Origin of the sequence: Cyanobium sp. Candia 9D4 (assembly GCF_024346155.1) — a bacterium.
GTDB lineage: Bacteria > Cyanobacteriota > Cyanobacteriia > PCC-6307 > Cyanobiaceae > Cyanobium > Cyanobium minutissimum.
Map to the genome: position 1 here is coordinate 187,413 of NZ_JAGQCK010000001.1, position 20,671 is coordinate 208,083.

The 20,671-nt window shown below is 72.4% G+C and carries 13 protein-coding genes; 9 read left to right on the plus strand and 4 right to left on the minus strand.

The genetic code is table 11. From position 1 onward, the window contains the following. Nucleotides 1-184: 184 nt before the first annotated feature. From KBZ08_RS00975 to hypE, 8 genes are all read left to right on the plus strand, one after another. Complete coding sequence (locus KBZ08_RS00975) at nt 185-1,261, plus strand: outer membrane protein (RefSeq protein WP_254970659.1); 1,077 nt, start codon at nt 185-187, stop codon at nt 1,259-1,261. A 115-nt stretch (nt 1,262-1,376) separates the two neighbouring features. After that, nucleotides 1,377-2,117 (plus strand): hydrogenase nickel incorporation protein HypB, encoded by a 741-nt coding sequence (hypB, locus tag KBZ08_RS00980; RefSeq protein WP_106221462.1) that lies wholly within the window; start codon nt 1,377-1,379, stop codon nt 2,115-2,117. A gap of 2 nt (nt 2,118-2,119) precedes the next feature. Then, the gene (gene hypF, locus KBZ08_RS00985) at nt 2,120-4,663 is read left to right on the plus strand and encodes a carbamoyltransferase HypF (RefSeq protein WP_254970661.1); all 2,544 of its coding nucleotides are present in this window, start codon (nt 2,120-2,122) and stop codon (nt 4,661-4,663) included. A gap of 19 nt (nt 4,664-4,682) precedes the next feature. Beyond that, nucleotides 4,683-4,919, plus strand: coding sequence for a HypC/HybG/HupF family hydrogenase formation chaperone (locus tag KBZ08_RS00990; protein ID WP_254970663.1), 237 nt, complete (start codon nt 4,683-4,685; stop codon nt 4,917-4,919). After that, the gene (gene nifJ / locus KBZ08_RS00995) at nt 4,916-8,518 is read left to right on the plus strand and encodes a pyruvate:ferredoxin (flavodoxin) oxidoreductase (RefSeq protein ID WP_254970665.1); all 3,603 of its coding nucleotides are present in this window, start codon (nt 4,916-4,918) and stop codon (nt 8,516-8,518) included. The genes KBZ08_RS00990 and nifJ overlap by 4 nt, the downstream gene beginning before the upstream one ends. Further along, the gene (locus KBZ08_RS01000) at nt 8,515-9,549 is read left to right on the plus strand and encodes a dihydroorotate dehydrogenase-like protein (protein WP_254970667.1); all 1,035 of its coding nucleotides are present in this window, start codon (nt 8,515-8,517) and stop codon (nt 9,547-9,549) included. The genes nifJ and KBZ08_RS01000 overlap by 4 nt, the downstream gene beginning before the upstream one ends. Beyond that, nucleotides 9,546-10,682: a hydrogenase formation protein HypD gene (gene hypD / locus KBZ08_RS01005; RefSeq protein ID WP_396122351.1), complete on the plus strand. Its 1,137-nt coding sequence runs from the start codon at nt 9,546-9,548 to the stop codon at nt 10,680-10,682. The genes KBZ08_RS01000 and hypD overlap by 4 nt, the downstream gene beginning before the upstream one ends. Continuing rightward, nucleotides 10,675-11,706, plus strand: a complete 1,032-nt coding sequence (hypE, locus tag KBZ08_RS01010; protein WP_254970669.1) for a hydrogenase expression/formation protein HypE — start codon at nt 10,675-10,677, stop codon at nt 11,704-11,706. Before hypD ends, hypE begins: the two co-directional genes overlap by 8 nt. On the opposite strand, the gene KBZ08_RS01015 is transcribed toward hypE, so the two are convergent. Continuing rightward, nucleotides 11,675-14,530: a cation-transporting P-type ATPase gene (locus tag KBZ08_RS01015; protein WP_254970671.1), complete on the minus strand. Its 2,856-nt coding sequence runs from the start codon at nt 14,528-14,530 to the stop codon at nt 11,675-11,677. The two genes, hypE and KBZ08_RS01015, sit on opposite strands and share 32 nt — an antisense overlap. A 93-nt stretch (nt 14,531-14,623) precedes the next feature. Between KBZ08_RS01015 and KBZ08_RS01020 the strand changes: the two genes are divergently transcribed. Further along, nucleotides 14,624-15,589 (plus strand): TraB/GumN family protein, encoded by a 966-nt coding sequence (locus KBZ08_RS01020; protein ID WP_254970672.1) that lies wholly within the window; start codon nt 14,624-14,626, stop codon nt 15,587-15,589. Here the strand turns inward: KBZ08_RS01020 and KBZ08_RS01025 are convergent. The 3 genes from KBZ08_RS01025 to KBZ08_RS01035 form a co-directional block, all read right to left on the minus strand. Further along, nucleotides 15,586-18,729 carry an efflux RND transporter permease subunit gene (locus tag KBZ08_RS01025; protein ID WP_254970674.1) on the minus strand — a complete coding sequence of 1,048 codons (3,144 nt, stop codon included), beginning with the start codon at nt 18,727-18,729 and terminating at the stop codon, nt 15,586-15,588. The genes KBZ08_RS01020 and KBZ08_RS01025 overlap by 4 nt on opposite strands. 69 nt (nt 18,730-18,798) lie before the next feature. Further along, the gene (locus KBZ08_RS01030) at nt 18,799-19,020 is read right to left on the minus strand and encodes a DUF3136 domain-containing protein (protein ID WP_015110915.1); all 222 of its coding nucleotides are present in this window, start codon (nt 19,018-19,020) and stop codon (nt 18,799-18,801) included. 43 nt (nt 19,021-19,063) lie between these two features. Next, on the minus strand, nt 19,064-20,629 hold the full coding sequence (locus KBZ08_RS01035) for a bifunctional orotidine-5'-phosphate decarboxylase/orotate phosphoribosyltransferase (RefSeq protein WP_106221443.1): 1,566 nt from the start codon (nt 20,627-20,629) through the stop codon (nt 19,064-19,066). Nucleotides 20,630-20,671 lie beyond the last annotated feature (42 nt).

Here is a 20,671-nt window from a genome sequence, read left to right on the forward strand (position 1 = left end):
GGCTGCAGGGTCTGGGGGGAGTCCTGCCTGTCCGCCCGAACCGATCGCCGTCTGGGAATGAAATGCAATTTTGCGCAAGATTTCGTTTTTTCAGCACTCTGTGCCAGGCCTTTTGCTGTCCATGAATGACGATTTCCGGTTTCCGCTGGCGTTGAGTGTCATAGGAAAGAGAGGCGTAACCACCATGACATTGATCACCAGAATCGTTCAGCGCAGTGTGGGCGTCGCCGCCACCGGCGGTCTGCTGTTCGGCGGCGCCGCAATGGCGGAAGTCCGTCCCGCCGATGGTCGCTCGGAGGCGGTGCCGGAGTCCATCTCCGAGCCGATTCCCGCGGAGGCTCCCGCCGCTGAAATCCCTGTCCAGGATGCGAGCCTGATGGGCGCGGTCCCGGCGAGCCAGGACGTCCCTGCTCCTGCTGTCGCCGCTCCCCAGGCCGCCACGGCTGAGGACGCCCTGATGGCCCAGACCTATCCCCAGCCGGTGGTGAAGGAGGTCTATTCCGCCAAGGGCTGGTACCTCACCATCGGCGCCGGATACCAGCAGCCGAGCGACCAGACGGTCAACAGCACCGGAACGTTTGTTTCCCCCTTCTTCTCGCCCCTGCTGTTCAACTTCGGAAACAACAATTCCACCAAGCTCGATCTCGGCGGAGGCTTCTCCGGTGATGTGGGCGTCGGTTACGACTTCGGCGCCCTGCGCGCCGAGCTCACCTACGGCTACAGCCGTTCAAGCCTCAATGCGGTTGGTGCCGCCAATCCCATCGGCTTCGGTGCCTTCGGCATCGTCCCCTTCACCGACAATGTCTCCGGCGTCATCAACAAAAATGATCTGCTGGTGAGTCTTTACTACGACATCGAAACCAACAGCCGCTGGACGCCCTACATCGGTGGCGGTGTGGGTTACACCAACCTCAGCACCCCGAGCTTCAGCCTCAACGGCATTCCCACCAACAGCGTCAACAAGGGGCTGTTCGGCTGGCAGGCCAAGGTGGGCGTCAGCTACGCCATGAACTACAACTCCGATCTGTACCTGGAGGGCGTCTACCAGGGAGCCGGCGGCTATTCCACTGAGAACGTGTCCTTCGACGCCTTCAACAGCTTCGGCGGCAAGATCGGCTTCCGTTACCGCTTCGGTGCCCGCCCGGTGGCGGCCGCGCCAGCTCCCACCCCGGAGCCGGAGCCCATCATGCAGCCCGCACCGGCTCCTGCGCCGATCTTCCAGCCCGAACCGGCCCCCGCGCCCATCCGCGGTCTCTGGTGATCACGTGACGGCCGTTGCCGCGGCCCCGTCGGAGCGTCGTGCCTAGCCTTGCGGGGTGAGGCCGGGCCCCGACGGGGCTTTTCCGTGCCCACTCCTGACGGGGGCCGATCCGGCGATGTGTGTCGACTGCAGTTGCGGCCAACCGGTCGCCCCCGCCATCGAGGCCCCCCGGCACCTGGAGCTGGGCCAGCGTCTGCTGGTCCACAACGATGCCCAGGCGGCGGCCAACCGGGAGCACTTCGCCGCGGCCGGTGTCACGGTGATCAACCTGCTCTCCTCGCCGGGTTCCGGCAAGACCGCCCTGCTGGAGCGGCTGGCCCGGCACCTGGCTCCCGCCTCCCCGGCGGAGCGCCATCCGATGGCGGTGATCGTGGGCGATCTGGCCACCGACAACGACGCCCTCCGTCTGCGGGCCGCCGGGGTGCCCGCCCTGCAGATCACCACCGGCCAGGCCTGCCATCTGGAGGCGGCGATGGTGCACCGGGCTCTCCATGAGCTGGCCCACCTCGGCCAGCCCCTCGACGGCCTGGAGTTGCTGGTGATCGAGAACGTCGGCAACCTGGTCTGCCCGGCCGCCTTCGATCTCGGTGAGAGCCAGCGGGTCGTCCTGCTCTCGGTCACCGAAGGGGAGGACAAGCCCCTGAAGTACCCGGCCATCTTCCATTCCGCCGACGTGGTGGTGATCAGCAAGGGCGACCTGGCGGAGGCCTGCGGCTTCGACGGACCCCAGGCCCGTCGCCACATCGCCCGGGTGGCCCCCCGGGCCCGGATTGTGGAGGTCTCCGCCCGCACCGGGAAGGGCATTCCTGAGCTGCTGGCGGCCCTGGGCCTGGAGCGGGTGGCCGTGGCCGGCTGACCATGCCACCGCTGGCGGGGCAGGCCCAGCTGCGCCTGGAGTGCCGTGGGGTGGTGCAGGGGGTGGGCTTCCGGCCCCTGGTGCACCGCCTCGCCCGGGACCTTGATCTGCGTGGCGAGGTGGAGAACGGACCGGGGACGGTGCGCCTGCGGCTGGAGGGGGACCGCCGCTCCCTGGAGACGTTTCTGCGGCGCCTGCCGCAGCAGCTGCCCCCCGGGGCCCGCCTTGAGCCCCTCGATCCGGTCTGGTCGGCGGCCGCCGGCCCGGCGGCGGGTCCGTTCCAGGCGGGGGTGCGGATCCTGGTCGGCCAGGCCAGGCCGCTCAGCATCGATCTGATCGCGTCGTCGCTGGTGGCCGACCGGGCCCCCTGCCGCGCCTGCCTGGCGGAACTGGCCGATCCCGCCGATCGCCGCTTCGGCTACCCCTTCATCAGCTGCTGCGACTGCGGTCCCCGCTTCAGCATCGCCACGGCCGAGCCCTGGGCCCGGGCCCAGACGACCCTGGCGCCGTTTGCCCTGTGCCCGGCCTGCCGCCGGGAGTTCGAGGATCCTTCCGACCGCCGCTTCCACGCCGAGACCATCGCCTGCCCGGTGTGCGGGCCGCGGCTGGCGCTTCTGGATGCCTCCGGGGTGCCGCTGACCGGCTCCCGTACCGGCGACGACGCCAGTCCCCGGGCCCTGATCCGGGCCTGCTGCGATCTCCTGGCGGGCGGGAAGGTGCTGGCCCTGCAGGGGGTGGGCGGGTTCCAGCTGCTGGTGGATGCCACCGATGCCACCGCGGTGGCCCGGCTGCGACGGCGCAAGCGGCGGCCCGCAAAGCCCTTCGCCCTGCTGGTGGCCGAGGGCGGGGCCCTCGCCCCCTTCTGCGTCATTGACGCTGCCGAGCGTCGGGCCCTGGAGGATCCCGCCGCCCCGATCGTGCTGCTGCGGCGCCGCCCAGGGGCGCCCGACGCCCTGCCGGGCGTGGCCCCGGGCAGCCCGTGCCTGGGGGCGATGCTGCCGGCGTCGCCGCTGCACCACCTGCTGGCGCGCGCCTTCGGCCGGCCCCTGGTGGCCACCAGCGGCAACCCCAGCGGGGAGCCGCTCTGCATCGATCCCGCCGAAGCGGTGCGGCGGCTGGGGGCCGGGGCCGGAGCCGGCGAGCCGATCGCCGAGGCCTTCCTCGTGCACGACCGTGCCATCGCCCGGCCCCTGGACGATTCGGTGCTGCAGGTGATCGACGGCCGCCCCGCCCTGCTGCGCCGGGCCCGCGGCTACGCCCCCGAGCCCCTGGCCCTCGGACCGATGGCCGACGCGGCGGCTGCAGGGGTGCCCGGCGGCCGCGTGGCCCTGGGCGGTGATCTCAAGAGCGCCCCGGCCCTGGCCCTGGGGGGACGGGTGTGGCTGTCCCCCCACCTGGGGGACCTGGCGGAGGGGCGCCTGCTCTCCCGCCTGGCCGCCGGCCTGGAGGCGATCGACCGCCGCTGGGGCAACGGGGTGGGGGCGATCGCCTGCGATGCCCATCCCGGCTATCTCAGCCACCAGCTCGCCGAAGCCCAGCCGTGGCCGCGGCGCACCGTGCAGCACCACCGGGCCCATGGCCTGGCGGTGCTGGCCGAGCATGGTCTGGCGCCGCCGCTGCTGGCCTTCACCTGGGATGGCCTGGGCTATGCCCCGGTGGCTGGCGGCGGTGCCCGGCTCTGGGGCGGGGAGCTGCTGCTGCTGGGCGGACCCGGGGGCCTCCCCTGCGAGCGACGGGTGGCCCTGCGGCCCTTCCCCCTGCCGGGTGGTGAGCGGGCCATGGCGGAACCCCGCCGGGCGGCACTGGGGCTGCTGGCCGCCGCCGGGCCCTGGGCCCTGGGGCACCCCGGCGCCCGCCACACCCTGGCCGCCTTCGCGACCGAGGAACGCCGCCTGTTGCTGCAGGCCATCGCCGGCGGCTGCAACAGCCCCCTGACCACCAGCGTGGGCCGCCTCTTCGATGCGGTCGCCTCCCTGCTGGGCCTTCTGCAGGTGCAGAGCCACGAGGGCGAGGGGGGATTGCGGCTGCAGGGGGCCGCCAGCACCGCTCCGGCCGGCCGCGGTCCCGGCGCCCCCGGCCCCGCTCCCGGCGACTGGAGCCTGCCCCTGGTGCCACCCGGGGCCGTCACGGCGGCAGGCGCCGATGGGCCCAGCCTGGGCTGGCTCGACTGGGAACCGCTGCTGCTGGCGCTGCTGGCGGCGATCGCGGCCGGCACGCCGGCGAGCGTCTGCGCCGCCCGCTTCCACCATGCCCTGGTGGCGGCCCTGGCCGGGACCGCCGCCATCGCCGCGGCGGCCCTGCCGACCAGCGCACCGACCCCCGCCGAGGGGGTGCCCGTGGCCCTGGCCGGGGGGTGCTTCCAGAACCGGCTGCTGCTGGAGGGGGTGATCGGCGCCCTGCGGGCCCGGGGGTTGCGGCCGTTCTGGCCGGAGCTCGTGCCCTGCAATGACGGCGGGCTGGCCCTCGGCCAGCTCTGGGCGGCGGCGGGGCCGTGGGCAGATCCGGCCGGCGGGCCTACAACCAGGGGGAGAGACCACGCGCCGTGATCCGCCCATGTGCCTGGCCGTGCCCGCTCGCATCCTCTCGATCCGGATCCAGCCGCCGGGGGGCGATTCCGGAGCGGCGGGGCCCAAAGCCGTCGCCGCCGCAGACGATGACGGCCTCTGGCGCATGGCCGAGGTGGATTTCGGAGGCGTGCGCCAGCAGGTGAGCCTGGCCTGCCTGCCTGAGGCGGCCGTGGGCGATCGGGTGCTGGTGCACGTGGGCCTGGCCCTCAGCCTCGTCGAGGACGACCCCGCATGACCATCACCGTCGATGGCAACGAGGCCGTGGCTCTGGTGGCCTACCGCCTCAACGAGGCCATCGCCATCTATCCGATCACCCCCGCCTCGCCGATGGGCGAGTGGGCCGACGCCTGGAACACCGAAGGCCGCCCCAACCTCTGGGGCACGGTGCCGGCGGTGGTGGAGCTGCAGAGCGAGGCCGGCGCCGCCGGCACCGTCCACGGGGCCCTGCAGGCGGGGGTGCTGACCACCACCTTCACGGCCTCCCAGGGGCTGCTGCTGATGGTGCCCAACCTCTACAAGCTGGCCGGCGAGCTCACCCCGGCCGTGCTGCACGTGGCGGCCCGTTCCCTGGCGGCCCAGGGGCTCTCGATCTTCGGCGACCACAGCGATGTGATGGCCTGCCGCGGCACGGGCTGCGTCATCCTCTGCTCGGCGTCGGTGCAGGAGGCCGGCGACTTCGCCGCCATCGCCACCCGGGCCAGCCTGCTGGGGCGGCTGCCGTTCCTGCACATGTTCGACGGCTTCCGCACCTCCCACGAGATCCAGAAGATCGAGCCGATCGCCGACGACGTGCTCCATGCCCTGATGCCGATGGAGGCGGTGGCGGCCCACCGCCACCGGGCCCTCTCCCCCGACCACCCGGTGCTGCGGGGCACGGCCCAGAACCCGGACGTCTACTTCCAGGCGCGCGAGTCGGTGAACCGCTTCTACGACGCCCTCCCCGGCCACCTGGTGGAGGCGATGGACCGGTTCGCCCGCCTCACCGGCCGCCAGTACGGCCCCTACGAGTACGTGGGCGCCGCCGATGCCGAGCGGGTGGTGGTGCTGATGGGCTCCGGCTGTGAGACCGCCGAGGAGACCGCCTTGGCCCTGATCGCCGCCGGCGAACGGGTGGGGGTGCTCAAGGTGCGCCTGTTCCGGCCCTTCGTGGCGGAGCTGTTTGCCGCCGCCCTGCCGCCCACGGTGCGATCCCTGGCCGTGCTCGATCGCTGCAAGGAGCCGGGGGCCGGCGGCGAACCCCTCTACCTCGATGCGGTGGCCGCCCTCAGCGAGGCGTGGCGCCCCTGCCACGGCGATGGCCCCCTGCCGCAGGTGGTGGGCGGCCGCTACGGCCTCTCCTCCAAGGAGTTCACCCCGGCGATGGTCAAGGCGGTGTTCGACAACCTCCTGCTGCCGCAGCCCCGCAACCACTTCACGGTCGGCATCGACGACGACGTCACCCACCGCTCCCTGCCCGTCGCCGCGGACTTCCATGTCGATGGGCCCGAGCAGGTGCGGGCCGTGTTCTATGGGCTGGGCTCGGACGGCACCGTGGGGGGCAACAAGGCCACGATCAAGATCATCGGGGAGCAGACCGATCTGTTTGCCCAGGCCTATTTCGTCTACGACTCCAAGAAATCGGGGTCGGTCACGGTGTCGCACCTGCGCTTCGGCCCTCGGCCGATCCGCGCCCCTTACCTGATCGAGCGGCCCACCCTGGTGGCCTGCCACCAGTGGGATTTCGTCGACCGCTTCGACCTGCTGGCGGGCCTGGACGCCGGTGGGGTGCTGCTGCTCAACAGCCCCTTCCCGATCGGGGAGAGCTGGCGGCGGATGCCGGCCTCGCTGCGCTGCGGTATCCGCGAGCGGGGGCTGACGGTGTGGCTGATCAACGCCTACCGGGTGGCCCGGGAGGCGGGCATGGGGAACCACATCAACACGGTGATGCAGGCCTGCTTCTTCGCCGTCAGCGGCGTGTTGCCCAGGGAGGACGCCATCGAGCAGATCCGCGACTCCCTGCGCAAGACCTACGGCCGCAAGGGGGAGGCGGTGGTGGCCATGAACCTGCGTGCCCTCGACGCCAGCCTCGAGCATCTGCAGCTCCTCGACTGGCGCCGCCTGCCGGCGGAGGACGACCTGCCGGCCGCGGCCCCTTTGGCCGACCGGCTCGCCGAGGCGCCGCTGTTCGTGCGGGAGGTGATCGGGCCCCTGCTGGAGCGGCGCGGCGATGCCCTGCCCGTCAGCGCCCTGCCCTGCGACGGCACCTGGCCCACGGGCACGGCCCAGTGGGAGAAGCGCAACATCGCTGAGACCGTGCCCGTGTGGGAGAGCGACCTCTGCGTGCAGTGCGGCAAGTGCGTCATGGTGTGCCCCCATGCGGTGATCCGGGCCAAGGCGGTGGCGCCGGACGCCCTGGCGGGAGCCCCGGAGGGATTCCGCCAGGCTCCGGCCCGTGATCCCGACCTGGCGGGCCGCAGCTTCACGATCCAGGTGGCCGTGGAGGACTGCACCGGCTGCGCCCTGTGTGTGGAGGTCTGCCCGGCCCGGGACCGCACCGAGCCGAAGCGCAAGGCGATCAACATGGCCCCCCAGCGGCCCCTGCGGGAGCAGGCCCGCGGCCACTGGGACTACTTCCTGGGGCTGCCCGAGATGGCCCGCGGCGACCTCAACCTGCACAGGATCGGCCAGCAGCAGCTGCAGGAACCCCTGTTCGAGTTCTCCGGCGCCTGCGGCGGCTGCGGCGAGACGCCCTACCTCAAGCTGGCCAGCCAGCTGTTCGGCGACCGCATGCTGGTGGCCAACGCCACGGGCTGCTCCTCCATCTATGGCGGCAACCTGCCCACCACCCCCTGGAGCACCAACGCCGAGGGGCGCGGCCCGGCCTGGAGCAATTCCCTGTTCGAGGACAACGCCGAGTTCGGCCTGGGCATGCGCGTGGCGATCGACCAGCAGCGCCAGATGGCCCTCGAGCTGATGGAGCGCCTGGGGCCGGCGCCGGAGCGGGCCGACCCCCCGCTCCCCGGGGCCCTGGTGGCGGCGATCCGCGACGCCGACCAGCACGACGAGGCCGGCATCGTCGCCCAGCGGCAGCGGGTGGAGGAGCTCAAGCGCCTGCTGCACGCCATGGCACCGGAGGCCGCCGAGGCCGCCCGCCTGCTGGATCTGGCCGATGCTCTGGTGAAGAAGAGCGTCTGGCTGGTGGGGGGCGACGGCTGGGCCTACGACATCGGCTTCGGCGGCCTCGACCACGTGCTCGCCAGCGGCCGGGACGTCAACGCCCTGGTGCTCGACACCGAGGTGTACTCCAACACCGGCGGCCAGATGTCGAAGGCCACCCCCCGGGCGGCGGTGGCCAAGTACGCCGCCGGCGGCAAGGCCGCCCCCAAGAAGGATCTGGGGCTGATGATGATGAGCTACGGCACGGTCTACGTGGCCAGCGTGGCCATGGGGGCCCGCGACGAGCACACGGTGCGGGCGTTCCTCGAGGCGGAGAGCTATCCGGGGCCCTCGCTGATCCTGGCCTACTCCCACTGCATCGCCCACGGCATCGACATGGCCCGGGGCATGGAGCAGCAGAAGGCGGCGGTGGATTCCGGCCGCTGGCTGCTCTACCGCTACGACCCGCGCCGCACCGAACGGGGGGAACACCCGCTGCAGATCGACAGCCGGGGCCAGAAGCGACCCCTGGCCGAGGCGATGGCCACCGAGAACCGCTTCCGGATGCTCTCCTTCAGCCAGCCGGAGCGGGCCCGGGCCCTGGCGCGCCAGGCCGAGCTGGAGGTGGGCCGGCGCCTGGCCATCTACCGGGCCCTCGCCGGCACCCCGGCCCCATCCCCGAGCGAGGCACCGGCATGACCTGCCCCGATCTGTCCGTCACCTACCTGGGCCTGGAGCTGCGCAGTCCCCTGGTGGTGGGTGCCGCGGCCCCCCTCAGCGAGGACATCGACCAGCTGCTGCGGCTGGAGGAGGCCGGCGCCGCCGCCGTGGTGCTGCATTCGCTGTTCGAGGAGCAGATCGAGCGCGACCAGCTGGAGCTGCACCGGGTGACCCTGCAGGGGGCCGACAGCTACGGGGAGGCGCTCAGCTACTTCCCCGAGCCCTCGATCTTCCACGTGGGCCACGACCTCTACCTGCGCCACCTGGAGCAGGCCCGTTCCCGCCTGTCGGTGCCGGTGATCGCCAGCCTCAACGGCGCCCACCCCGGCCAGTGGGTGCAGGTGGCGCGGCGCATGGAGGCGGCCGGCGCCAGCGCCCTGGAGCTGAACATCTATTCGGTCCCCACCGATCCGGATCTCTCCAGCGCGGCGATCGAGAACCAGGTGCTGGAGATCGTCGCCGAGGTGCGCGCCGAGGTGACCCTGCCCCTGGCGGTGAAGCTCAGCCCCTTCTTCACCAACTTCGGGGCCATGGCCAAGCGGCTGGCCGCCGCCGGTGCCGATGGCCTGGTGTTGTTCAACCGCTTCTACCAGCCCGACATCGACATCGAGGAACTGGAGGTGCGGCCCAACCTGCTGCTGTCCACCCCCCACGACCTGCGGCTGCCCCTGCGCTGGATCGCCCTGCTGCACGGCCGCCACCCCGTGGATCTGGCGGCCACCGGTGGTGTGCACCGCGGCACCGACGTGGTGCGGCTGCTGATGGCCGGCGCCGCCATCACCCAGGTGGTGGCCGCCCTGCTGCGCCATGGCCCCGGCCGGCTGGCGGGGCTGGAGGAGGAGCTGGGCCAGTGGCTGCTGGAGCACGAGCACGCCACGGCCCGGGAGCTGATCGGCTGCATGAGCCAGCAGCGCTGCCCCGATCCGAGCGAGTACGAGCGCTCCCAGTACATGCGCGCCGTCCAGACCTTCCTGCCCGCCGATGCCGCGGCGGCACCGGGTCCCTGGTGAGTGCGCCGCTGGCGGTGACGGCGGAGGTGGCCGCCGTGCGGGAGCTGGCGGCCGAGCTGGCCGCGATCACCACCCGCCCCTGGACCCTGATGGAGGTGTGCGGCGGCCAGACCCACGCCATCGTGCGCTGGGGGCTCGACCAGTTGCTGCCGCCCGGGTTGCGGCTGATCCACGGCCCCGGTTGCCCGGTCTGTGTGACGCCGGCCGCCACGATCGATGCCGCCCGGGCCCTGGCCCGCCGGCCCGAGGTGATCCTGTGCTCCTACGGCGACATGCTGCGGGTGCCGGGCAGCGCCGCCGACGGCGGGCCGGGGGATCTGCTGGGGGTGCGGGCCGAAGGGGGCGACGTGCGCCTGCTCACCTCCCCGTTGGAGGCCCTGGCCCTGGCCCGGCGCCATCCGGATCGCCAGGTGGTGTTCCTCGCGGTGGGGTTCGAGACCACGGCCCCGGCCACGGCCCTGCTGGTGCGCCAGGCGACGGCCGCCGGGGCGGCCAACCTTTCCCTGCTGGCGGCCCACGTGCGGGTGCCCCCCGCCATGGCGGCGATCCTCACGGCCGAGGGCAACCAGGTGCAGGGCTTCCTGGCAGCGGGGCACGTCTGCGCCGTGATGGGCACCGCGGAACTGGAGGACCTGGCGGATCGGCACCGGGTGCCGGTGGTGGTGAGCGGCTTCGAGCCCCTGGATCTGATGCGGGGGCTGGTGGCCTGCGTGCGCCAGCTGGAGCGCGGCGAGGCCCGGGTGGCCAATGCCTACGGCCGGGTGGTGCGCCAGCAGGGCAATCCGGCCGCCCGGGCCCTGCTGGAATCGGTGTTTGAGCCGGTGGACCGGATCTGGCGGGGCTTCGGCGTGATCCCGGGAGGCGGCCTGGGGCTGAGGGCGCCCTTCCGCGGCCTGGAGGCCGGGGCCCGCTTCGCCGATCTGCCCGGTGGGCCCGAGGCCGGCGTGGAGCCGGGGGCCGCGGTGGGGGCCGAGGGGGTCTGCATCAGCGGCCGCATCCTGCAGGGGCGCGCCCGGCCCATGGACTGCCCGGCCTTCGGGACCACCTGCACGCCGGAACATCCCCTGGGGGCACCGATGGTGTCCTCGGAGGGGGCCTGCGCGGCCTACCACCGCTACGGCCGCCGTGGCTGAGCCGGCCCCGCCCGCCACCCCCCGCATCCAGCTGGCCCACGGCGGCGGCGGCACCCTGATGCAGCAGCTGATCGACGCCGAACTGCGCCGCCTCTACGCCGACCCCGACCAGGTGCTGCACGATGCCGCCCGCCTGTCCCTGCCCCACGGCCGGCTCGCCTTCACCACCGACAGCTACGTGGTGCAGCCCCTGGAGTTCGAGGGGGGCGACATCGGCAGCCTGGCGGTGACGGGCACCGCCAACGACCTGGCGATGGCAGGCGCGAAGCCTTTGGTGCTGAGCCTGGGCCTGATCCTGGAGGAGGGGCTGGAGCTGGCCGTCCTGCGCCGCATCGTGGCGTCGCTGGGGGAGTCCGCCCGGCGTTGCGGGGTGACCATCGTCACCGGCGACACCAAGGTGGTGGAGCGGGGCAAGGGGGATGGGGCCTTCCTCAACACCAGCGGCATCGGCCTGCTGCAGGTGGACGCGCCGATCGATCCGCTGGCGATCGCCCCCGGCGACCAGCTGCTGGTGAGCGGGGATCTGGGCCGCCACGGGGTGGCGATCCTGGCCGCCCGCCATGGCCTGGACCTGCAGCCCCCCCTGGCCACGGACTGCATGCCCCTGTGGCCCGCGGTGGAGGCCCTGCTGGGAGCGGGGGTGCGGCTCCACTGCCTGCGGGACCTCACCCGCGGCGGCCTGGCCAGCGCCCTGCAGGAACTGGCGGCCCCCAACGGCCTGGAGCTGCAGATCGAGGAGGAGCGCATCCCAGTGGCGGAGCCGGTGCGGCGCACCTGTGAGCTGCTGGGCTTCGACCCGCTGCACCTGGCCAACGAGGGCCGCTTCCTGGCGGTGGTGCCCGAGGCCGATCGGCAGCGGGCCCTGGAGGTGCTGGCGCCGGCCGGCGGGGCCTGGATCGGCCGGGTGGCGGCGGCAGGACCCGGAGCCGGCGGCCGCCGGGGCCGGGTGCTGCTGCGGACCCCCTACGGCAGCGAGCGGGTGCTGGTGCCCCTCAGCGGGGAACTGCTGCCACGGATCTGCTGAAGCCTCGCGGCGCCTGCCCAGCCTGCCGCCAGCGTTTGTCGAGGGCATCCACCAGGATCACCAGCAGCGGAGCCAGGGCCATCGGCCCCAGCCAGGCCATCGGGAAGGGTCGCATCCCGAACACCGCCGCCACCGGAGCCAGCAGCACCAGGGCACTGGCCAGCAGCGGCTCGCTGATCAGCCCCAGCCAGAGCATCGGATTGGGGATGGCGAGCATGGCCCAGGCGGGACGACGTTCGCTGCGGCAGGCCAGCAGGGTGCCCATCTGGCCGGCCACGATCAGACAGAAGGTGACGGTGGTGGCCTGCTGCTGGATTGCCACCACGCCGGCGTCGGCCGTGTGGTGCAGCAGCTGGGGGGCCAGGAGCCGCAGCTGGCTCCAGCCCACGCCGTTGGCCTGCCAGGTCAGCAGATAGCCCGCCATGGCCACCAGGCCCTCCACCAGCCCCAGCACCAGATAGGCGCGCACCATCACGGCCCGGTTGAGCAGGGGCAGGCCCCTGGGGCGCGGGGGCAGGCGCATCACCCCCGCCTCGGGTGGATCGGCCCCCAGGCCCAGGGCCGGCAGCAGGTCGGTGCCCAGGTCGACGGCCAGGATCTGCAGCACCGTCAGGGCGGCGGGAATGCCGGCGATCACCATCGCCAGGAAGGGCAGCACCTCCGGCACGTTCGAGGCCAGCACGTAGGTGATGAAGCGGCCGATGTTGGTCACCACCGAGCGGCCGTAGCGGACAGCCTCCACGATCGTGGCGAAGTTGTCGTCGAGCAGGACGATGTCGGCGGCTTCACGGGCCACATCCGTGCCGCTGATCCCCATCGCCAGCCCCACATCGGCGGCGCGCAGGGCCGGCGCGTCGTTGACGCCATCGCCGGTGACGGCCACCACCTCGCCGAGGGCGCGGTAGGCCTGCACCAGCCGAAGTTTCTGCTCCGGTGCCATGCGGGCGAACACCAGCCGGCGGCGGTACTTGAGCAGCTGGCGCAGCTGCACGTCGCTGATCTGGGCCAGGGTGGAGCCCTCGATCACCCGCACCGGGTCGGCGCTCGCCTGCTGCTGCGCCGTCGACTGGCCCGGGGACCCGGGGGGATCGAGCAGACCGATCTGCTGGGCGATCGCCTGAGCCGTGAGGCCGTAGTCGCCGGTGACCATCGTCACCTTGATGCCGGCTTCGCGGCACCGGCGGATCGCCTCGGGCACCTCCGGCCGCGGTGGGTCGTAGAGACCCAGCAGGCCGAGGAACATCTGGCCGCTCTCCAGGGCCTCCGCCGGAGCGTCGCCGCAGGCCCCGTCGCCGCGGCGGAGCGCCACGGCGATGACGCGGAAGCCCCTGGCGGCCAGCCCATCGTTGGCGGCCACCACCTGCTGGCGCAGCTCGGCGGGCAAGGGGGCGTCGCCACTGGAGGACAGCCAGCTGGTGCAGTGCGCCAGCACTTCCAGGGGGGCCCCCTTGGTGATCAACAGGACCCCCCCCGTGACGATCGGCAGATCGTCGTCATGGTCGCTCCAGTCCACCAGCACGGTCATGCGGCGGCGCAGGGAATCGAAGGGAATCTCCCGGCGCCGTGGATGCCGGTCCGGCAGCGCCTCCGGCATCAGCCCGGCTTCCGCGGCGGCCACCAGCATCGCTGTTTCGGTGGGATCCCCCACCCCCAGCCGCGGCTGGGCGGCGCCACCAGCCCCAGCCACCGCCACCTCGAGGCGGGCGTTGGAGCACAGGGAGGCGGCGCGCAACAGCAGCCGCTCCAGCCCCCCGGCGGGCAACGGCAGCCAGGTGCTCTCCACCGCCATGCGGTTGCCGGTGAGCGTGCCCGTCTTGTCGGAGCAGATCACACTCACCGAGCCGAGGGCCTCCACCGCCGAGAGGCGTCGAACCAGGGCCTGGCGGCTCGCCATACGCTGCACCGCCATGGCCAGGGCCAGGGTGACGGTGGGCAGCAGCCCTTCGGGCACGTTGGCCACGATGATCCCCGTGGCGAACACCACGCTCTCCAGCGGGGCCATCCCGACCAGGAGGACGCTGAGGCCGAACGCGACCACCCCCATGGTCACGGCGATGGTGCAGATCGTCTGCACGATCCGGCTCACCTGCAGCTCCAGGGTGCTGGCGCCGCGCGTGGTGCCGGCCGCCAGCCGGGCCACCTGACCGAATTCCGTCTCAGCGCCCGTGGCATAGACGAACGCCTCCCCCCGTCCCGAGGCCACGGTGCTGCCGGCCATCACCAGGTTGGCCCGCTCACCGGTGCTGACCTTCGCCTGCCGCTGGCTGCCTTCGATGGCCCCGCTCCGGCGCGCCACCGGCAGGGATTCGCCGGTGAGCACCGACAGATCCAGATTGAGCCCATGGGCCTCGCTCAGCCGACAGTCGGCCGGTACCCGATCCCCCTCCTCGAGCCGGACACGGTCTCCCGCCACCAGCGCCTCCGCCGCCAGAAAGCCCAGCTGCCCGTCGCGCCACACCTGCACCTGGCTGGGCAGGGCGCGGGTGAGCGCCGCCAGGGTGCGCTCGGCCTGGAACTCCTGCCAGAAGGAGAAGACGCCGTTGATCAGCACCACCGCCCAGATGGCCCAGCCCAGCTGGGGGGTGCCGGCGGCGAAGGCCAGGCCTCCCGCGATCCAGAGCAGCAGGGCCATGAAGTGGACCATCTGGTCCAGGAAGCGCAGGGCCAGCGGCCGGCGCCTGGCGGGCGGGAGGCGGTTGGGGCCGAAATGGGCCAGGCGCCGTTCGGCCTCTGCGCTGCCGAGGCCCTCCGGTGTGGTCTGCAGGGCCTGGTGGACGCCTTCCAGCGGCAGGGACCAGATCGGCTGGGAGGCGGCGAGCAGCACGGACCGGCAGCGGGGGCCACCTTCAGCATGGCCAGCCCGGGGTCGGCCGAAGCGGCGTCGCTAGCGTCAAAGGCTCCGTGGATGCCGCCACCGATGCCGCCTCCCCTGCGCCCGTCGAGGCTCCGGTCGGTGCGGCGTCGTGCCCTGGCCCTGGCGGCCCTCATCCTGGCTGCCGTTCCCGGGTTGGCGGCCATGCCAGAGGGGGCGGCCATGCCAGAGGGGGCGGCGGAGGTCGGCACCCTCTGGAGGCTGCGGGACGGCGCCGGCACCGTGTTCATCGCCGGCTCCCTGCACCAGCTGCGCCGCGACCGGGCCGGGCTCCCCCCGTCCTATGGCCTGGCCTATGGGGAGGCGGAGCGGCTGGCCATGGAGCTCGACATGGATGCCATCAGCCCGGCGGCCCTGGCCGGTGAGCTGGTGGCGCGGGCCCTCGACGCCGACGGCCGCTCCCTGCGCGATGGCCTGCCGGCGCCCACCTGGCGCGCGCTTCAGCCGCGCCTGGCGGGCCTGGGGCTGCCCGAGGCGGCGATCGATCGCTTCGAGCCCTGGGCCGTGGCCCTGCTGCTCGCCTCCGCCGAGTTCCTGCAACGGGGCTATTCCCCCGACAGCGGGGTGGAGGGCCAGCTCCAGGCCAAGGCCGCCGCCGACCGTAAACCCATCGACGGCCTGGAGACCCCGGCCGAGCAGTTCGAGCTGTTCGACGGGCTGCCCCGGACCGACCAGGTGCAGCTGCTGGAGGTCACCCTGAAGGAACTGGATGGGGTCGGCCCCCGGCTGGACGCCCTCGAGGGGGCCTGGCGGGCCGGTGACCTGCCCCGTCTCGAGGCCCTGCTGCTCGACGACTACCGCCAGCGTCCCGATCTCCTCGAGCGGCTGGTGGTCCGGCGCAACATGGCCTGGGTGGCTCCGGTGCGGGGGTTCCTGCGGCGCCCCAACGACACCCTGGTGGTGGTGGGGCTGATGCACCTGCTGGGGGACCGGGGGCTGATCGCCCTGCTGAGGCGGCAGGGGCTGAAGCCGGAGCGCTTCGTGGATGGGGGGTGGCGACCGGAGCCCTAGGCCTGTTCGGCCTGGCGGCCATGGCCGCCGCCCAGACTGAGCTCCCATCCCTTGACGATCCGGTAGAGGGTGGGCACCAGGAACAGGGTGAGGACGGTCGCCACCAGCAGCCCGAAGAACACCACTGTGCCGATGCTGATGCGGCTGGCCGACCCGGCGCCGGTGGCGAACAGCAGGGGCAGGAAGCCCGCCAGGGAGGAGAAGGCGGTGAGCAGGATCGGCCGCAGACGGGCGACGGCGGCGCCGTGGACGGCCTCATCGAGGGGCATCCCCTCCGCCAGCCGCTGGTTGGCGAATTCGACGATCAGGATGGCGTTCTTCGCCGCCAGGGCCACCAGCACCAGGAGGCCCATCTGGCCGTAGACGTCCAGGGGCAGGCCCCGCAGGGCCAGACCCAGCACCCCGCCGAGCACCCCCATCGGCACCGTCGCCAGGATGATGAAGGGATCGGCGAAGTTCTCGTAGAGGCCGGCCAGGACCAGGAGCATCACCAGCACCGCCAGGGCGAACACCTGCAGATTGCCGCCTCCGGCCCTGGCCTCCTCCCGGGCCAGACCCGCCCATTCCAGGTCGGTGGCCGTGCTGGCCCGGTCGCGCTGCAGCTGCTCCAGCAGGGCGATGGCCTGGCCGCTGCTCACCCCCGGGCCCGGCTGGGCCCGGATGCTGATCGAGCGCACCAGGCGGGTGTGGTTGATCGTCGTGGGGCCGGTGCCGGCTTCCACCTGCACGATCTGGGCCAGGGGGATCAGCTGGCCGGTGCGGTTGCGTACCTGCAGGGCCAGCACGTCATCGGCATCCCGCCGGGCCTCGCCCTCGAGCTGGACGATCACCTTGCGCACCTGGTCGCCTTCGAAGCTGTCGTTGACGTAGTCGCTGCCGAAGCTGGCCCCGAGCACGCTCACCAGTTCATCGAGATCGACCTGGAGCGAGGCCATGCGCAGCCGGTCGGGGATGAGCCGCAGCAGGGGGGCGTCGGCACTGAAGCGGGTGCCCACCTGCTCGAAGGCGCCCGTCTGCCGGGCCGCGGCGATGAAGGCCTCCGCCTCCTGCTGGAACTCGCCGAGGCTGAGGCGGCCGCCGCTGGTGTCGAGCAGGTCGAACTCCAGGCCGCTCTCACTGCTGAAGCCCCGCACGGTGGGGGATTCGCTGACGATCACCGTGGCATCGCTGATCCTCTGGCGCAGGCGCCGGTTCAGCCGTTCGGCCACCGCGGCGGCGCTCTGGTCGGCCCCGGGGCGCTCCTCGATCGGCTTGAGCCGCAGAAAGAAGATCCCCTTGTTGGGGGAACTGTCGCCGAAGGAGCGGCCGGCATAGAAGTTGGCGAAGCGGATCAGGGGCTCCTGGTCCATCACCTCCCGCACCTGCTCCATCACCTGCTGGGTGCGGGGCAGGGCGATGCCGTCCTGGAGCAGCACCACGCCCCGCAGCTGGCCGCTGTCCTCCTGGGGGATGAAGGCCTTGGGCCGCTGCTCGAACGCCAGGCCCGTCAGCAGCAGACCGACCAGCAGGCCGGCCACCACGCGACGCCGCCAGTGCAGAACGCGGCTGAGCAGTCGGTCGTAGGGGCGCTCCAGACGCTCGAGGGCCCGGCGGGGCGGATCGATCCAGCGCAGCAGCCAGGCCGGCTCCCGGCGATCGGCATGGAGCAGCCGGCTGGCGGCCACCGGGGTGAAGGTGAGGGCGTTGAAGGTGGAGAACACGATCGTGCCGCCGATCGTCAGGGCGATGGGGGCGTAGAGACGGCCCAGGCTGCCCCCCAGGGTGAGCACCGGCAGGAACACCACGATCAGCACCAGGGAGGTGGCGATCACGGCGCCCCCCAGTTCCGCCATGGCTTCGCGGGCGGCCTCCAGGGGCGGGCGACCGTTTTCCAGACGGCGGCCGATGTCCTCGCTGACCACGATGGCGTCGTCCACCACCAGCCCGCTGGCCAGCACCATGCCGAACAGGGTGAGGGTGTTGATCGAATCGCCGCTGAGCCGGAGCACGGCCAGCGATCCGATCAGGGCCACCGGCACCGCCGAGGCGCTGATCAGGGCCAGGCGGCTGTTCCCCAGCCCCAGCAGCAGCACCAGGAACACCAGCAGCACCGCTTCCCGCAGGCTCGCCGTGGTCCGGTCGATGCTGGTGCGGATCGAGGCCGCCTCGTCGACGATCACCTGGAGATCCACCCCAGGCGGAAAGCGGGGCCCCAGCTCCTTGAGGGCCTGGTCAACGCCCTGGCTCACCTCCAGGGCGTTGCTGCCGTCCCGCTGGAAGATCCCCACGGCCACCGCCGTCTTGCCGCCCAGGTCGGTGGCGATCGATTCGTAGTTCTCGCTGCCCAGGCTGACCCGGCCCACATCCTTCAGCAGGGTGACGCCCCCGTTGGCGCTGCGGTCGACCACCAGGGACTCGAACTCCTGGGCGGTGCGCAGCCGTCCCTCCATGCGCAGCGGCAGGGTGACGAGCTGGTCGTCGGGGGAGGGCGCCACCCCGGCCTGGCCGAGGGCGGCCAGCACGTTCTGCTCCTCGAGGGCATCGCGCACCTCGCTGATGGTCAGATTGCGCTCCTCCAGGCGCAGCGGATCCAGCCACAGCCGGAAGGCGAGCGAACTGCCCCCGAACAGCCGCACCTCGCCGACGCCGGGCACCCGCTGCAGCCGGTCGCGGATCACCTGGTCTACCCAGCCGCTAAGGAAAGTGGAGTCGTAACGGTCCCGGCTGGCACTGAAGCTGAGTGTCATCAGCAGGTCATCGGAGGTGCGCCGCACCTGCACCCCGAAGCGCGCCACCTGGGCGGGCAGCTGGCGGCTCACCACCGCCGCCTCGTTCTGGGTGTTGATCTGGTTGATCTCGGGGTTGCCGCCCTCGAAGCCGAGGGAGATGCTGCTGCCGTTGGCCGAGCTGGTGGAACGGATCGAATCCAGCCGCTCCAGGCCGTTGAACTGTTTCTCCAGCAGCGTGGTCACCCCCTGCTCGACCACCTCCGGACTGGCGCCCGGGTAGCTGGCGCTCACCGACACCCGGCCCGGGGCGATCGGAGGCAGGTTCTCGACCTTGAGGCCGGGCAGGCTGATCAGGCCGCCGAGGAGCACCAGCAGGCTCAGCACCAGCGTCAGCACGGGCCGGCGCAGGAAGGGGTCGGAGATCGACTTCACGGAAACGCCTGGGTGGGCACCGACCCTGATCGCCGACTGATCCTGGCAGGAGCGGGGGGCGCCCCGCGATCAGCGCAGGTCGCGCTTCAGAACGGCATAGAGGTAGTCCGGCGACTTGTAGCGGCTCGGCAGGCAGATGTGCAGTTGCTCCAGCCGGCTCCAGCAGACCGTGCGCTGGATCGCCTCCATCGTCCGGCCCTCCTTGAGCAGCAGCCGCATCGCCTTGCAGTACAGGGAGTATTTCGCCTCAAGCTCGCCGATCGTGGGGGGCTGACCCTGGACCTGGGGCATGGCGGAAGGGGGCACCCGGGTTTTGCAGGGGTGCCAGGCCACTCTACGAGCTGGCCAGTATCCCCTCGACGCCTGGGGTCCGGGCCGGAGGGCCATGGCCGAGGGTGGCGGCCTGGTCATCGCTGAGCCGCCCGGCCGCATGCAGCACGGCGGTGATGCGGGCGATGTCGAGCACGGCATGGCAGCGGTAGCCCGCCCGGGTGAGCCGCTGGCGGGCGCTGGTGTCGGCCCGGCCGCCGTGGTCGATGAACACCACCACGTCCTCCACCTCCAGGCCGGAGCTTTCCAGCTTGGCGATTCCCTCGAGCACGCTGGTGCCGGTGATCAGGATGTCGTCCACCACCACCACCCGGTCGCCCTCCTCGAAATCGCCTTCGATCAGGCGGCGGGCCCCGTGGGCCTTCACCTCCTTGCGGGGGTAGAGCAGGGGCTTGTGCAGCTGCAGCGACAGCCCGGTGGCGGTGGGCAGGGAGCCGTAGGGGATGCCGGCGATGCGGTCGAAGACCAGTTCGCCGAGCTGGCCGGCGTAGGCATGCAGCACCCGGTGGAAGAGGTTGGGATCGGAAATGATCTGCCGCAGGTCCACGTAGTAGTTGAAGACGGCGCCGGAGGCCTGCACGTAGTCGCCGAACAACAGGCAGCCGATGTCGAACAGATCGAGGATCAGGCTGGCCATGGGGTCGCCGGAGCCCTCGCCGTCCGCCCCGGCCCCGGCCCCGGTCCCGGCGCTGCCGTCCGGGCGACGCTCCGGCAGCCACAGGCTGCAGGTCTCGCCCTGGTCCGGTGCCCGCCCCTCCAGCCAGCGGTCCCGGCGCTCACTGATCCGCTGCTTGAGGGCGGCGGCGCGAACGGCGATGTCGTCCTCCACCAGCAGGTTCTGGGGCAGGGGCATCAGCAGCCCGTCGGCGGCCGGACTCAACCCGGCCTCCAGCAGAGCGTCGAGGCGATCCTCCTCGCCCCAGAGGCTGCGCAGGATCAGGAACCGTTCCGGGGCCTCCTGGCGCACCCGGGCCAGGATCGCCGGGTCACTGGTGCCCACCTCCAGCAGCAGCTGGTCGGGGGTGGCCCAGAGCTGGCATTCCCGCACGATGCGCAGGTAGAGGGGATCGCTCTCGTCGGGGTGGTGCTGCAGCACCCGGGCGGCGGCGTTGGAACTGTGGCAGGTGATCACCACCGCCTTGTCGGGATACAGCAGGAACGGCGCGGCGATGTCCTGGCCGGCCAGGGGGGAGAGGGTGACGCCATCGGCGCCGAGTTCACGGAACAGGTAGTGGGCCAGCGCCGAGGAGCTGTTCAGGTCCCCGTGCTTGGTGTCGATGATCAGGGGGATGTCGAGCGGCACCAGCTCCCGCACCTCCCGCAGCAGTTCCAGTCCCACCGGGCCGAGGGCCTGGTAGAAGCCCAGGCTGGGCTTGTAGGCGCAGACGTGGTCGGCGGTGGCCTCCACCACCGCCTTGATCCAGTGGCGGGCCTGGGAGAGAAACGAGCGGCCGCCCATGCCGCGGCGATGGGCCCAGGCCTGCAGCATCTCCGGGTTGGGATCGAGGCCGGTGACCAGCAGCGACTGACGGGCGGCGATGGCGTCGGTGAGCTGGACGAAGAAGCCCATCGCGCAGGGGGTTGGTGCCCAAGGTGCTAGGGCGAGGGCCGG

What these genes read in the sequence shown, in the direction of transcription:
- KBZ08_RS00975 (WP_254970659.1), top strand. Translation starts at nt 185, where the DNA reads ATGACATTGATCACCAGAATCGTTCAGCGCAGTGTGGGCGTCGCCGCC.
- hypB (WP_106221462.1), top strand. Translation starts at nt 1,377, where the DNA reads ATGTGTGTCGACTGCAGTTGCGGCCAACCGGTCGCCCCCGCCATCGAG.
- KBZ08_RS01020 (WP_254970672.1), top strand. Translation starts at nt 14,624, where the DNA reads ATGCCGCCTCCCCTGCGCCCGTCGAGGCTCCGGTCGGTGCGGCGTCGT.
- nifJ (WP_254970665.1), top strand. Translation starts at nt 4,916, where the DNA reads ATGACCATCACCGTCGATGGCAACGAGGCCGTGGCTCTGGTGGCCTAC.
- KBZ08_RS01030 (WP_015110915.1), bottom strand. Translation starts at nt 19,020, where the DNA reads ATGCCCCAGGTCCAGGGTCAGCCCCCCACGATCGGCGAGCTTGAGGCG.
- KBZ08_RS01035 (WP_106221443.1), bottom strand. Translation starts at nt 20,629, where the DNA reads ATGGGCTTCTTCGTCCAGCTCACCGACGCCATCGCCGCCCGTCAGTCG.
- KBZ08_RS01000 (WP_254970667.1), top strand. Translation starts at nt 8,515, where the DNA reads ATGACCTGCCCCGATCTGTCCGTCACCTACCTGGGCCTGGAGCTGCGC.
- hypF (WP_254970661.1), top strand. Translation starts at nt 2,120, where the DNA reads ATGCCACCGCTGGCGGGGCAGGCCCAGCTGCGCCTGGAGTGCCGTGGG.